The following is a 13,238-nucleotide window of genomic DNA, read 5'->3' as shown; positions in this document are numbered from 1 at the left end:
TACGCCTCGTTCCTGGTGGCGAGGGGTGGCGGGCTAGGCTGCGCCGGGTGGCGAAGTACTTCGACGTGCACCCGGACAATCCGCAGCGCCGGTCGATCGGCCAGGTCGTGGACCTCGTCCGGCGCGGTGGCCTGATCGCGTACCCGACCGACTCATGCTTCGCACTGGGCTGCCAGCTCGGCAACAAGGACGGTCTGGAGCGCATCCGCCAGATCCGCCACCTCGACGACCGCCACCACTTCACGCTGGTCTGCAGCGACTTCGCGCAGCTCGGCCAGTTCGTCTACCTCAGCAACACGGTCTTCCGCGCGGTCAAGGCCGCGACACCGGGGCCGTACACATTCATCCTGCCCGCCACCAAGGAGGTGCCGCGCAGGCTGATGCACGCCAAGAAGAAGACGGTCGGCGTCCGCATCCCCGACCACGTGGTCACCCAGGCCATCCTCGAGGAGCTCGGCGAGCCGCTCCTGTCCAGCACGCTGCTGCTGCCGGGGGAGGAGGAGCCCATGACGCAGGGCTGGGAGATCAAGGAGGCGCTCGACCACTCGGTGGACGCGGTGATCGACTCCGGCGACTGCGGCACCGAGCCCACCACCGTGATCGACTTCTCCGAGGACGAGATGGAGGTCATCAGGGAGGGCGCCGGTGACCTCACGCGCTTCGAGTGATCACTCGTCACCGAACGTGACCGCGGTGGCCGGTGTCGAAATAACTCGGTCGTGTCCGCCGTTAGGCTCGTAACGAGATGACTACGCCTTCCGGCCTGCGTGCCCGCCTCCCCGAGCTGATGCTGCGCGACGAGCGTCGCCTGAGCCGTCGCATCGACGGGCTCGGCAAGATCAAGAACGACCGGGTGCGGCAGGCACGCGTCGAGGAGATCACGGCGGAGGTGGACAAGGCGGCGAACCGGGTGGCCGCCCGCGCCTCGGCCCTCCCGAAGATCACCTACCCGGCCGAGCTGCCGATCAGCCAGCGCCGCGACGACATCGCCAGGGCGATTGCCGAGCACCAGGTCGTGATCGTCGCGGGGGAGACCGGTTCGGGCAAGACGACGCAACTGCCGAAGATCTGCCTGGAGCTCGGCAGGGGCGTGCGGGGGATGATCGGGCACACGCAGCCGCGCCGGATCGCGGCACGCACGGTGGCCGAGCGGATCTCCGACGAGCTGGACGTCAGGCTGGGTGACGCCGTCGGCTGGAAGGTCCGGTTCACCGACGACGTCAGCGACCGCACGTACGTCAAGCTCATGACCGACGGCATCCTGCTCGCCGAGCTGCAGTCCGACCGGCTGCTGCACCAGTACGACACGCTGATCATCGACGAGGCGCACGAGCGCAGCCTCAACATCGACTTCATCCTGGGGTACCTGCGGCGGCTGCTGCCACGCAGGCCCGACCTCAAGGTGATCATCACCTCGGCCACCATCGACCCGGAGCGCTTCTCGCGGCACTTCGACGACGCGCCGATCGTGGAGGTGTCGGGCCGGACCTACCCGGTCGAGGTCCGATATCGCCCGATCGTGGATCCCGACGACCCGGACGCCGACTCGGAGCGTGACCAGACGCAGGCCATCCTGGACGCGGTCGACGAGCTGTCCGCCGAGGGCCCCGGCGACGTGCTGGTCTTCCTCTCCGGTGAGCGGGAGATCCGCGACACCGCGGACGCCCTGGTCGCCCTGGAGAAACCGGGCCTCGAGGTCCTGCCGCTGTACGCGCGGCTGTCCGCAGGCGAGCAGCGCCGGGTGTTCCAGTCACATCGCGGCCGCCGCGTGGTGCTGGCAACGAACGTGGCGGAGACGTCACTGACCGTGCCTGGCATCAAGTACGTCATCGACCCCGGCTTCGCCCGCGTCTCCCGGTACAGCAGCCGGCTGAAGGTCCAGCGGCTGCCGATCGAGAAGATCTCGCAGGCGTCGGCGAACCAGCGCAAGGGCCGCTGCGGCCGCACGTCCGACGGCATCTGCGTCCGGCTCTACGCGGAGGACGACTTCGACGCGCGCCCCGAGTTCACCGACCCGGAGATCCTGCGCACCAACCTCGCGTCGGTCATCCTGCAGATGGCCGCCGCCGACCTCGGTGACATCGCCGAGTTCCCGTTCGTCGAGCCGCCGGACCGCAGGCACATCACCGACGGCATGAACCTGCTCCACGAGCTCGGCGCGCTGGAGACGTCCACGAAGGACACCACACCGCGCCTGACCCCGTTGGGCCGCAAGCTGTCCCGCCTCCCGGTCGACCCCCGTCTGGCCCGCATGGTGCTGGAGGCCGACCGCAACGGATGCGTCAGCGAGGTCACGGTCATCGCCGCCGCACTGTCCATCCAGGACCCGCGTGAGCGGCCGGTGGACAAGCAGGCGCAGGCCGACCAGCAGCACGCCCGCTTCCGGGACCCCGAGTCGGACTTCATGTCCTACCTGAAGCTCTGGGAGTACCTGACCGAGCAGAAGCGCGACCTGTCGGCGAACCGGTTCCGCAAGCTGTGCCGGTCGGAGTACCTGAACTACCTGCGGGTGCGGGAGTGGCAGGACGTCGCCGGGCAGCTCAAGCAGATGACCAGGAGCCTCGACGTGGTGCCGAACGAGACACCCGCGAAGCCCGACGCCGTGCACCGGTCGCTGCTCGCCGGCCTGCTGTCCCACATCGGTCTGAAGGACGCCGCCAAGCACGACTACCTGGGCGCCCGCAACGCGCGGTTCGGCATCTTCCCCGGGTCGGCGCTGTTCAGGAAGCAGCCGCGTTGGGTGATGGCCGCGGAGCTGGTCGAGACGACCCGGCTGTGGGGCCGGATCGTGGCACGCATCGAGCCGGACTGGATCGAGCCGCTCGCCGGGCACCTGGTGCGCAGGACCTACAGCGAACCACGCTGGGAGAAGAAGCGGGGCGCGGTGATGGCGACCGAGCGGGTGACGCTGCTCGGTGTGCCGATCGTGGTCGACCGCTCGGTGAACTACGGCCGCATCGACCCGCCGGTGGCGCGGGAGCTGTTCGTCCGGCACGCGCTCGTGCAGCGCGAGTGGGAGAGCAGGCACAAGTTCCTCGCCCGCAACGCGGCCCTGCTCGAAGAGGTCGAGGAGCTGGAGCATAAGGCGCGGCGCCGGGACATCGTCGTCGACGAGGAGACGCTGTTCCAGTTCTACGACGAACGCGTAGGCCAGGACGTGGTGTCCGGCAGGCACTTCGACACGTGGTGGAAGAAGACCCGCCAGACCGAGCCGGAACTGCTGACGTTCACCCGTGACCTGCTGGTGAACCCGTCGATCGGCGTGAGCGAACGGGACTTCCCGGATGCCGTGCGGCACAACGACATCCAGCTCCCGCTGACGTACCGGTTCGAGCCGGGCGAGGCGACCGACGGCGTGACCGTCAAGGTGCCGCTGCCGCTGCTGAACCGGGTGAGCGCGGACGGGCTGCCGTGGCAGGTCCCCGGCATGCGCCCGGAGCTCGTGACCGCGCTGATCCGCTCGCTGCCGAAACCGGTGCGCCGCAACTTCGTCCCGGTTCCCGACCACGTGGTCGCGGTGCTCGACCGGCTGTCCACAGTGGCTGAACCGACGGTCGACGACGTGGCCTCGGTGCTGCGTGACCTCACGGGTGTCGTCGTGCCGCCGGAGGCGTGGCAGCTGGACCAGGTGCCAGAGCACCTGCGCACGACGTTCCAGGTCGTCGAGGAGTCGTCGGGCGCCCCGATCGTCCAGGGCAAGGATCTCGGGGCTCTCAAACGAGAGCTGGCCGAGCGGGTCCGCGAGTCGCTGGCGTCGGGGGAGGACGGCATCACCCGCGACGGTCTGACGACGTGGGACCTCGACGAGCTGCCGCGTTCGGTATCGCTGCGCAGGGCGGGCCAGCAGGTGACGGCGTACCCGGCACTGGTGGACCAGGGCGGCTCGGTCGCGGTCCGGCTGTTCGACAACCCGACCGAGCAGCGCCGGGAGATGGCCCGGGGCACCCGCAGGCTGGTGCTGCTGACCGTCCCTTCGCCGGTGAAACAGGTGGTCCGCCGCCTGGACAACGCGGCGAAGCTGGCGCTGTCGGCGAACCCGCACGGCAGTGTCCCCGGCCTGCTGGAGGACTGCCTGAACTGCGCGGCAGACCACCTGATAGCGCAGGCTGGCGGTCCGGTGTGGACGGCGACCGCCTTCAAGACCCTGTGTGACAAGGTACGCCAGGACGTGCACGACACGCTGTACGACGTGCTGTCCCGCACGAGAGGTGTGCTGACGGTCCACGCGACGCTGGACGCGGCACTGTCCCGCATGACGGGCAAGGTCTTCGCGTCGTCGGTCGAGGACATGCGAACCCAGCGCAAGCGCCTGGTGTTCAACGGCTTCGTGACGGCGACCGGCTACACGCGGCTGTCCGATGTGGAACGCTACCTGACGGCCATCCTGCGCCGCATCGACAAGCTCCCGGAACGTCCCGCCCGCGACGCCGACTGGACCTACGCGGTCCAGGGCGTGTGGGAGGCCTACGAGGAGGCCCGCGCCCAGTTGGTTGACCACCCGGGTCTGGTCGAGGTCCGCTGGATGATCGAGGAGCTGCGCGTGAGCTACTTCGCCCAGACCCTCAGAACCGCGTACCCGGTGTCGGAGAAACGCATCTACCGGGCCATCGACGAGGCCCTGGGCTACTGATCGGGCGCCGACACGTACTCCACGAAGAGCGGGCTCGCGACCACGAGCGGCAGGTCGCCGGTGTCGACGGTGACGCGCGCGTAGCCGGCCATCCACGCCGCGGTGTGCGGGTCCACGTGCTGGTCGAGGAACTCGTTCAACACCGGGAGGTCGCTGTGGTAGTCCCCGTGCGAGGTCTTGCCGTCCAACTCGGTCGCGAGGTGCCAGATCAGCGGCCGGACCATCCAGCTCTCCGAGGCGGGCACGTGGTCCCTACCGCCGGCGGGCTCGGTCACGCGACCGAGCAGGTGGTCAGGCGCGCCGTGCAGCACCAGCCGCGGCGGTCCGGCGTGCCCGGGCGGCTCGGCGAACAGGACCACCCGCAGCCCGGACTCGCCGCTGTCCACCATGCACTGCCCGAGCCGTGCCTCGAAGTGCACCCAGCCGCCGACCGGGACCTTCTCCTCGTACCAGCGGGCCATGCCGTCCAGGTGCTCGACCACCGCGTCCAGGTGCGAGACCGCCTGCGGCTCGATGCCCACCTGGCCGACGCCCGGGATGCCGATCTCCCTGATGGAGAAGCGTCTCTTCCTCGGTGCCCGGAACTGGCGCAGCTTGCGTTCGGACAGGTAGACGAGTTCACGCACCCACCCATCATCTCGGTCAGCTGAACGGGGACTTCGGGCGCTCCTGGAGCACGCCGTCCAGGTAGAGGTCGACCTTCTCGTTGTAGAAACAGGCCATGCCGGTGACCTTCTGGCTCTCCGGCAGGGTGGTGCGGTAGATCCACACGATGTCCTCGTGGTCGCCGACATGCCAGTACGACGCGGTTCCCTTGTAGGGACACGAGGTCCGGGTGTCCGACGGGCGCAGCCGATCCATCCGGACGTCCGGCAGCGGCAGGTAGTACCTCGGGGGCAGACTCGTCTCGAACAGGATCCGGGGCTGGTTGGACGACGCCACCACGTCGTCGTCGACGCGGACCTCCACGTGCCGCGAGCTGGCCAGGATGTCCACCCGCTTGTACGGGTCGCGCGGGTGGACGTAGATCGGCTCGTCCTCCTCCAGCCACTCGTCCATCGCACCGAACTCCAGCCGCACGAGGTCCTCGTGCCTGCGTGCGGCGCCTGGCAGGGTCACGCCCCCGGCGACCACGTCGTACGTGTCGCCACCACCGGGTTTCAGCTCGGCACGGACGTCAGCGGCCGGCAGGTAGTAGGTCGGGTAGTACGGGACCTCCCACACGAGAACCGGCGCGTAGCTGTCCGCCACAAGTTGCCCGCCGGCGTACACCCGCACCCGCTTCGGACTCACCTCACTGCGCATGTCCTCGAAAATAGACTGGACCTGGAGCGCGCTCCACCCGGCACGATGACGAGGTATGAACAGTGAGGGAGCAGCGGAGGCGCCGCGTACAGGCTCGCGAACCGCCGAGCGGAGCGAGGCAATGCAACACAGAGTCATCGGGAAACGCGAGGTCAGCGCGCTCGGGTTCGGCTGCTGGGCCATCGGCGGGCCATTCTCCGACGACGAGGGCAGGCCGCTCGGCTGGGGCGAGGTCGACGACGACGAGTCGATCGCGGCGATCCGGCGGGCGCTGGACCTCGGCGTGACGTTCTTCGACACCGCCGACCTCTACGGCGCCGGACACAGCGAGCGCGTGCTCGGCCGGGCCATCGCGGGCCACCGCGACGAGGTGGTCGTCGCCAGCAAGTGGGGCAACATGTTCGACGAGGACACCAGGACCCGCATCGGCCCGAACAACACGCCCGAGTACATGCGCAGCGCGATCCGGGCCACCCTCACCCGTCTCGGCGCCGACTACCTCGACCTCTACCAGCTCCACAGCGCACCGTCCGTCGAGGACGCCGAGGCACTGGCCGACACGGCCGAGGACCTCATCGAGGAGGGCCTGATCCGCGGCTACGCCTGGAGCACCGACGACCCCGAACGCGCCGCGGCCTGGGCCGGCCGTCCCGGCTGTGTCGCGCTGCAGCACGAGTGCAGCGTCCTGCACGACGCGCCGGAGCTGCTCGCCCTGTGCGACGAGCACGACCTGGCGAGTGTCAACCGCACGCCGTTGGCCATGGGCCTGCTCGGCCGTCGCGACCACACCAGCCGCACGACCGGCACCGACATCCGCTCGGTCGCCCCCGAGTGGCTCCGCTTCTTCGCCGACGGCGTGCCGACCAACGAGTGGGCCACCAGAGTCGACGACCTGCGCGACATCCTCACCAGCGACGGCCGCAGCCTCGCCCAGGGCGCGCTGGCCTGGCTGTGGGCCCGCAGCGACCGCACGATCCCGATCCCCGGCTTCCGCAGCGTCGCCCAGGCCGAGGACAACGCGGGTGCACTGGCCCACGGCCCGCTGACCGAGGAACAGCTGAAGGAGATCGCCGCGCTAGTCGGGTAGCTGGTAGACCCGCGACCGCTCGACCTCGGCGACACCCGGCACGGTCGACAGGGAGCCCAGCGCATCCCCGTCGACCGTGCCGGTCAGCACGCCGACGCTGTCGAGGACCTCCGACACCCGCAGACCCGCGTGGCGGAGCGCCTCCACGACGGCGGCCATGTCGCCGAACCGGTCGTCGGCCACCGAGATGACCACCTGCTCTTCCGCCACGTGGCCTCCTCGGTGAATCCGGTCAGAGCGCTTGTGCCAATCCTGCCCCAACACCCGTGCCCGGCAAAGAGAGCCGGCAGCCATCTGCGAGGAGTTCGCTGTCCCAGCATGTGGTGTAACGGGCTTCACAGAATCCGGCCTGGATCAACCTGGCGAGCGGGACGTTTATCGTCAAAGGCATGCAGAGCTGGCCATCCACCCCGGTACCCAGGGTGCCAGGCACCCCTCGCCCGCTGCGGCTGTACGACACGGCGGCCCGCGAGGTCCGCCCGACGTCGCCCGGCCCCGTCGCGACGATGTACGTCTGCGGGATCACCCCGTACGACGCGACCCACCTCGGGCACGCCGCGACCTACCTCGCGTTCGACCTGGTGCACCGCCAGTGGCTCGACAACGGCCACGAGGTCCACTACGTGCAGAACGTCACCGACGTGGACGACCCGCTGCTCGAGCGCGCCATCCGGGACCAGGACGACTGGGTCGTGCTCGCCATGCGCGAGACGGCCCTGTTCCGCGAGGACATGGCCGCGCTGCGGGTACTGCCGCCGAGGGAGTACCTGGGTGCGGTCGAGTCCATCCCGGAGATCGTCGAGTCGGTGGCGAAGCTGCTGTCCGCGGGCGTCGCCTACCGCGTGCCCGACCAGGAGTACCCGGACATCTACTTCTCCCACCAGGCGTCCGGCCGGTTCGGCGAGGTGTCGCACTACACGCCGGAGGAGATGGCCACCTTCTTCGCCGAGCGCGGCGGCGACCCGGACCGGCCCGGCAAGCGCCACCCGCTCGACGCGCTGCTGTGGCGTGCCGCGCGGCCGGACGAGCCGAGTTGGGAGAGCGAGCTGGGCCCGGGCCGTCCCGGCTGGCACATCGAGTGCAGCGTGATCGCACGCAACCGCCTTGGCATGGGCTTCGACGTGCAGGGCGGCGGTTCGGACCTGATCTTCCCGCACCACGAGTTCAGCGCGGCCCACGCCGAGGCGCTGACCAGCGAGCACCCGTTCGCGCGGCACTACGCGCACGCGGGCATGATCGGCCTCGACGGCGAGAAGATGTCCAAGTCGCGCGGCAACCTGGTGTTCGTGTCGCGGCTGCGTGCCGACAAGGTCGACCCGATGGCCGTCCGGCTCGGTCTGCTCTCCGGCCACTACCGGTCGGACCGCGCGTGGACCCAGGAGGTCCTGGCCGAGGCCGAGGCCCGGCTGGCGCGTTGGCGCACGGCGGTCGAGGTGGCCGCCGCGCCGCCCGCCGAGGACCTGGTCACCCGGCTGCGTGACCACCTCTCGGATGATCTGGACACGGTCGGTGCGCTGGCCGCTGTCGACGCGTGGGCCGAGGCCGCGCTGTCGGTGGGCGGCACGGACGCGCAGGCTCCCGCCGCGGTCCGCGACGCGGTGGACGCCCTGCTCGGGGTGGCGCTGTAGCTACTCGGGCTCGACGAGGAGGCGGGCGTAGTTGGCCATGGACCGCTGGTAGCGCGGCAGGTGCCTGGCCAACGCGCCCACCGCCAGCGACACAGCCTCCCGCTCCCGGCCCACGTCGGTGAGCGCGAGGGCCAGCACGGCCCGGACGGCGTCGTCCAGCTCGTCCGAGCCCGCGTGCATCTCCTCGGTCAGCAGCTCGACGGCACGCTCGACCTGGCCGACGTTGCGCAGCGAGCTGGACATCTGGATCACCGCACGCCGCCGCCGGATGCCGGTCAGGCCGGTCCAGAGCGCCCGCTCGTACAGCGGGACGGCCTTGTCCGAGTGACCCGTCGAGTCCCACGCGCACGCGCGCTCGAAGTCGGCGACCGCCGAGCCGTCCGGCAGCTCGGCCGCCAGCCGGTCGATCTCGGCGCGGAAGTCCTCCTCGGTCAGGTCGTCGAGCCGTGTCCACGCCTGCGCCGTGCGCGTCTCCCAGTCGTCGGTCATGGGCCCACCCTCGCACGACCCGCGCGGAGCAGGGCGATCGGCGCCGCGACCGCGAGCAGGACGGCCGGGATGCCGAAGCCGAGCACCGGCGAGGCGTGGTATGGCGCTGTGAACGCGATCGGCGCCGCCGACGTGCCGATGAAGCGGAAGGCCTGCACCACCGAGACCGCGCCCGCGGGGTTGTCCTGACTCGTCAATACGAGTGTATTGAGTCCGACCTGCACGAACTGGGCGCAGAACCCGCACAGCGCCCACATCAGGGCCACCGCGGGCAGCCACGGGAGCACCCCGACCAGCAGCACGGGCACGGCCGAGGCGACGGTGCCGAGCATGGCGCCGCGCCGCCCGCCGATCCGGTCGACCGCGTGCCCCGCCAACGCGGCGGTGAGCATGCCGACCACGCCGAACGCGGTCAGCAGCAGGCCGCGTTGGCCGGAGGACAGCCCGAACGCGTCCTCCGCGCGGAACGCGACCAGGAACGTGAGACCGCCGAGGCACCCCCAGCCGACCAGCGCGACCGCCGCGGCACGCAGCACCTCCGGTCGCCACGCCGACCGCAGCCGGACGACCTCGGCCTGCCCCCGCTCGGGCGTGTCGGGAAGCCCGACGAACGCGAGCACCGCCGCGGCGACGCCGACCCCGACGAACGCGAGCCGCCACGTCGCTTCGGCCGCCAGCCCGCCGACCAGCGGTCCGCTCGTCTGTCCTGCCGACTGCAGCGACGCGAACAGGCCGAGGGCGCGGGACAGCCGGGCACGGGGCGTGGTCGCCGCGATGGTCGCGAGCAGCAGGGGAGTGGTGAACGCGTTGGCCATGCCCTGGACGCCCCGCCCGACGAGCAGGACCGGGAACACCGGGGCCACCGCGCACAGCACGGACCCGACGAACGACACCACATAGGCGCCGAGCACGCACCGCCGAGTGCCCCAGCGCGCCCCGAGCGTGCCGGAGAACAGCATCAACGTCGCGAACGGGATGAAGTACGCGGTGATCGTCGCGGACGTGGCGTTGACGGTGACGTCGTAGTCGTGCGCCAGCTCGGGGAGCATCGAGGTCGTGATGCTGCCGCCGAACGGACCGAGGAACCCGCCCGCGTAGAGCCCCGCCCGGACCAGCCGGTCACGATCGGCGCTGCGCGGCGCCATGCGCTGGTCAGACGCCCGACTGGCCCCGGCCCGGCCCCGGCCTGCGTCGCCGCAGGTAGCGCTCGAACTCGGCGGCGATCGCGTCGCCGCTGGTCTCGTTCAGCTCGAGGTCGGCGTCGCCGCGCTCCTCGAGCGCCCGGACGTAGTTGCGGACGTCCTCGTCCTCCTCGGCCATCTCGCTGACCGTGCGCTGCCACTCCTCGGACTGGTCGGGCAGGTCGTCGAGCGGCACCTCGACGTCGAGGATCTCCTCGACGCGGTGCAGCAGTGCGAGCGTGGCCTTGGGCGAGGGCGGCTGCGACACGTAGTGCGGCACGGCTGCCCAGATGGAGATCGCCGGGATGCCCGCCTGCACGCACGCGTCCTGCAGCACGCCGACGATGCCAGTGGGACCCTCGTACCGGGAGCGCTCCAGCCCGAACTGGGCGGCGGAGGCCGCGTCGTAGGCCGTGCCGGTCACCGGCACCGGCCGGGTGTGGGGCGTGTCGGCGAGCAGGGCGCCGAGCGTGATCACCGTGGTCACCCCCAGCTCCTCCAGCTGGCCGATGAGCTCGGTGCAGAACTTGCGCCAGCGCATGTTCGGCTCGATGCCGTGCACGAGCACGATGTCCCGGGTGGCGCCGGGCGGGCGGCAGATGGACAGGCGGGTGGTCGGCCACTCGACCCGGCGCGTCACGCCGTCGACCAGCCGAACCGTGGGGCGGGTGACCTGGAAGTCGTAGTAGTCGTCCGGGTCGACCTCGGAGAGCTCGGTGGCATTCCAGGTAAGCTGCAGGTGCTCGATGGCGGCTGTCGCGGCGTCGCCCGCGTCGTTCCATCCTTCGAATGCGCATACGACCACAGGTTCGACTAATTCTGGTCGCGGGTCGGGTGCGGTTGGCTGCAGGTCCGGATCGGTCACTGGGCAAGCCTACGACCCGAGGGTGTCGGCCGGAGATCGTAGGCTGGTTCGCATGCCGGCCGAGACCCTTCCGAGGTCCCCTGACACCCCTGCCGCCGTCCTCTGGGACCTGGACGGCACCCTCCTCGACTCGGAGAAACTCTGGGACATCCCGTTGTTCGAGCTGACCGAGAAGCTCGGCGGCCAGCTGTCCGCCGAGACGAGGGCGGCCATGGTCGGCACGAACGTCATGGTCACACTGCGTCTCATCTACACCGAGGTGGGCATACCCGACCCCACACCGGACCAGCTGGCCGACAGCGCGGCGTGGGTGGACCGCAGGATGGCGGAGGTGTTCCGCCAGGAGCTGCCGTGGCGGCCGGGCGCGGCGGACGCGCTGGCCCGCGTGCACGCCGCAGGCCTGCCCATGGCTCTGGTGACCTCGACGCAGCGCGACCTGACGGAAATCGCCCTGGACACGATCGGAAGATCACTCTTCCGGGTGACAGTATGCGGCGACGAGGTCGACGGCCTGAACAAGCCGCTGCCCGAGCCGTACCTGAAAGCGGCACGGCTGCTCGGCGTGTCGCCCCGGTCGTGCGTGGCGGTGGAGGACTCGCCGACAGGCGTCGCGTCAGCGGTCGCCGCGGGCTGCACGGTGATCGTGGTCCCCTGCGAGGTGCCCGTCGACCAGGGAGAACGCCGAGTGTTCCGCACCTCGCTGGAGGGCCTGACCGTGGCCGACCTCACCGCAGCCATGACTGACCCGAAAGTGGCTGGCGCGTGATGGCAGGATCAACACCTGTGAAGACGTTCGACGAGCTGTTCGCCGAACTCCGCGACCGGGCGGCCAACCGTCCAGAGGGCTCCGGCACTGTCGCCGCGCTCGACGCAGGGGTACACGCGCAGGGCAAGAAGGTACTGGAAGAGGCCGGCGAGGTCTGGATAGCGGCGGAGCACGAGTCAGACGAACGCCTGGCAGAGGAAGTGTCACAGCTCCTGTACCGGGTGCAGGTCCTCATGCTGGGCCGGGGCCTGACCCTCGACGACGTCTACCGCCACCTCTGAGGAGATCTGATGCTGCGGGTTGCCGTGCCGAACAAGGGCGCGTTGTCCGCCCCGGCCGCGGAGATGCTGGCCGAGGCCGGCTACCGGAAACGCTACGACCAGCGAGACCTGACTGTCCTCGATCCGACCAACGACGTCGAGTTCTTCTTCCTACGCCCGAAGGACATCCCCATCTACGTGGGTTCAGGAGAGCTGGACCTGGGCATAACGGGCCGAGACCAGGCCCTGGAGTCGGGCGCCCCGGTCGGCGAACGCCTGTCGCTGGGCTTCGGCGCGTCGACGTTCCGCTACGCGGCGCCGACGGGCACGGACTGGAAGGTCTCCGACCTGGCAGGCAAACGCCTGGCCACGTCATACCCCCACCTGGTGAAGCAGGACCTGGCGTCACGCGGCATAGAGGCCACGGTGATCCGCCTGGACGGCGCGGTCGAGATCTCCGTGCAACTGGGCGTGGCCGACGCGGTGGCGGATGTGGTGGACTCGGGCCGCACACTGCGCCAACACAACCTGTCGGTGTTCGGCGACCCGATCTGCGAGTCGGAGGCCGTGCTCGTGCACGGCACCAACGCGGCGGACACACCGGCGAAGGAACAGCTCGCGGGGCGTCTGCAGGGGGTGGTGTTCGCGCAGCAGTACCTGATGCTCGACTACGACTGCCCGAAGACACTCCTGGACGAGGCCATCACACTGACCCCGGGCCTCGAGTCCCCGACGGTGGCCCCGCTGGCGTCCCCGGACTGGGTGGCCGTCCGAGCGATGGTCCCCCGCAAGGAGACGAACGTGGTCATGGACCGTCTCGCGGCTCTGGGCGCCAAGGCGGTACTGGCCTCGGACCTCCGCTCCTGCCGCCTCTAGCCGCCCCGCACTGAAGGACGCCTTCGTAACGCCCAGCGTTACGAAGGCGTCCTTCAGTGCATTCGAGCGCGAGCCGGCCGCCTGGACGAGCAGGAGCCGCCGGGCCACCACCCACACGTCCGACACGTGCACCCGGCCGCGGGCCGGCGTC

The 13,238-nt window shown here is 70.4% G+C and carries 13 protein-coding genes; 7 read left to right on the top strand and 6 right to left on the bottom strand.

What is annotated here, in order from left to right; genetic code table 11:
- Window positions 1–47: 47 nt before the first annotated feature.
- Window positions 48–668 (top strand): L-threonylcarbamoyladenylate synthase, encoded by a 621-nt coding sequence (locus CLV71_RS31465; protein WP_133906505.1) that lies wholly within the window; start codon window positions 48–50, stop codon window positions 666–668.
- A 77-nt stretch (window positions 669–745) separates the two neighbouring features.
- Complete coding sequence (gene hrpA, locus CLV71_RS31460) at window positions 746–4,630, top strand: ATP-dependent RNA helicase HrpA (RefSeq protein WP_133906504.1); 3,885 nt, start codon at window positions 746–748, stop codon at window positions 4,628–4,630.
- Here the strand turns inward: hrpA and CLV71_RS31455 are convergent.
- Together CLV71_RS31455 and CLV71_RS31450 are read right to left on the bottom strand one after the other, a co-directional pair.
- Window positions 4,624–5,256: an SAVMC3_10250 family protein gene (locus tag CLV71_RS31455; RefSeq protein WP_133906503.1), complete on the bottom strand. Its 633-nt coding sequence runs from the start codon at window positions 5,254–5,256 to the stop codon at window positions 4,624–4,626. The two genes, hrpA and CLV71_RS31455, sit on opposite strands and share 7 nt — an antisense overlap.
- 16 nt (window positions 5,257–5,272) lie before the next feature.
- On the bottom strand, window positions 5,273–5,935 hold the full coding sequence (locus CLV71_RS31450) for a DUF427 domain-containing protein (protein WP_133906502.1): 663 nt from the start codon (window positions 5,933–5,935) through the stop codon (window positions 5,273–5,275).
- A 121-nt stretch (window positions 5,936–6,056) separates the two neighbouring features.
- On the opposite strand from CLV71_RS31450, the gene CLV71_RS31445 reads away from it, so the two are divergent.
- A complete protein-coding gene (locus CLV71_RS31445) occupies window positions 6,057–7,022 on the top strand; it encodes an aldo/keto reductase (protein ID WP_133906501.1) in 966 nt (321 codons plus the stop codon).
- Here CLV71_RS31445 and CLV71_RS31440 read toward each other — a convergent pair.
- Window positions 7,011–7,232 carry a hypothetical protein gene (locus tag CLV71_RS31440; protein ID WP_133906500.1) on the bottom strand — a complete coding sequence of 74 codons (222 nt, stop codon included), beginning with the start codon at window positions 7,230–7,232 and terminating at the stop codon, window positions 7,011–7,013. The genes CLV71_RS31445 and CLV71_RS31440 overlap by 12 nt on opposite strands.
- Before the next feature lie 179 nt (window positions 7,233–7,411).
- On the opposite strand from CLV71_RS31440, the gene mshC reads away from it, so the two are divergent.
- The gene (gene mshC / locus CLV71_RS31435; RefSeq protein ID WP_133906499.1) at window positions 7,412–8,650 is read left to right on the top strand and encodes a cysteine--1-D-myo-inosityl 2-amino-2-deoxy-alpha-D-glucopyranoside ligase; all 1,239 of its coding nucleotides are present in this window, start codon (window positions 7,412–7,414) and stop codon (window positions 8,648–8,650) included.
- Here mshC and CLV71_RS31430 read toward each other — a convergent pair whose 3' ends face one another.
- The 3 genes from CLV71_RS31430 to CLV71_RS31420 are packed head-to-tail and all read right to left on the bottom strand — an operon-like array spanning window position 8,651 to window position 11,185.
- Complete coding sequence (locus CLV71_RS31430; protein ID WP_133906498.1) at window positions 8,651–9,139, bottom strand: tetratricopeptide repeat protein; 489 nt, start codon at window positions 9,137–9,139, stop codon at window positions 8,651–8,653.
- Entirely contained in the window at window positions 9,136–10,284 is a 1,149-nt protein-coding gene (locus CLV71_RS31425; RefSeq protein WP_133906497.1) for an MFS transporter, read from the bottom strand. Before CLV71_RS31425 ends, CLV71_RS31430 begins: the two co-directional genes overlap by 4 nt.
- A gap of 7 nt (window positions 10,285–10,291) precedes the next feature.
- Window positions 10,292–11,185, bottom strand: coding sequence for a PAC2 family protein (locus tag CLV71_RS31420; RefSeq protein ID WP_133906496.1), 894 nt, complete (start codon window positions 11,183–11,185; stop codon window positions 10,292–10,294).
- Window positions 11,186–11,237: 52 nt separating this feature from the next.
- Between CLV71_RS31420 and CLV71_RS31415 the strand changes: the two genes are divergently transcribed.
- From CLV71_RS31415 to hisG, 3 genes are read left to right on the top strand one after another with little or no spacing between them, the layout of a single operon-like run.
- Window positions 11,238–11,951, top strand: a complete 714-nt coding sequence (locus tag CLV71_RS31415; protein WP_133906495.1) for an HAD family hydrolase — start codon at window positions 11,238–11,240, stop codon at window positions 11,949–11,951.
- Between the two features lie 17 nt (window positions 11,952–11,968).
- Window positions 11,969–12,232, top strand: coding sequence for a phosphoribosyl-ATP diphosphatase (locus tag CLV71_RS31410; RefSeq protein ID WP_133906494.1), 264 nt, complete (start codon window positions 11,969–11,971; stop codon window positions 12,230–12,232).
- A 9-nt stretch (window positions 12,233–12,241) separates the two neighbouring features.
- On the top strand, window positions 12,242–13,087 hold the full coding sequence (gene hisG / locus CLV71_RS31405; protein ID WP_133906493.1) for an ATP phosphoribosyltransferase: 846 nt from the start codon (window positions 12,242–12,244) through the stop codon (window positions 13,085–13,087).
- Window positions 13,088–13,238: the final 151 nt, after the last annotated feature.

This window comes from Actinophytocola oryzae (assembly GCF_004364325.1).
Classification (GTDB): Bacteria; Actinomycetota; Actinomycetes; order Mycobacteriales; family Pseudonocardiaceae; genus Actinophytocola; species Actinophytocola oryzae.
The sequence above is the reverse complement of the archived record's forward strand: the minus strand, read 5'-3'. Positions and strand labels throughout refer to the sequence as shown.

Coding starts and splice junctions, on each gene's coding strand:
- hisG (WP_133906493.1), top strand. CDS start 12,242: ATGCTGCGGGTTGCCGTGCCGAACAAGGGCGCGTTGTCCGCCCCGGCC.
- mshC (WP_133906499.1), top strand. CDS start 7,412: ATGCAGAGCTGGCCATCCACCCCGGTACCCAGGGTGCCAGGCACCCCT.
- CLV71_RS31445 (WP_133906501.1), top strand. CDS start 6,057: ATGCAACACAGAGTCATCGGGAAACGCGAGGTCAGCGCGCTCGGGTTC.
- CLV71_RS31425 (WP_133906497.1), bottom strand. CDS start 10,284: ATGGCGCCGCGCAGCGCCGATCGTGACCGGCTGGTCCGGGCGGGGCTC.
- hrpA (WP_133906504.1), top strand. CDS start 746: ATGACTACGCCTTCCGGCCTGCGTGCCCGCCTCCCCGAGCTGATGCTG.
- CLV71_RS31415 (WP_133906495.1), top strand. CDS start 11,238: ATGCCGGCCGAGACCCTTCCGAGGTCCCCTGACACCCCTGCCGCCGTC.
- CLV71_RS31450 (WP_133906502.1), bottom strand. CDS start 5,935: ATGCGCAGTGAGGTGAGTCCGAAGCGGGTGCGGGTGTACGCCGGCGGG.
- CLV71_RS31430 (WP_133906498.1), bottom strand. CDS start 9,139: ATGACCGACGACTGGGAGACGCGCACGGCGCAGGCGTGGACACGGCTC.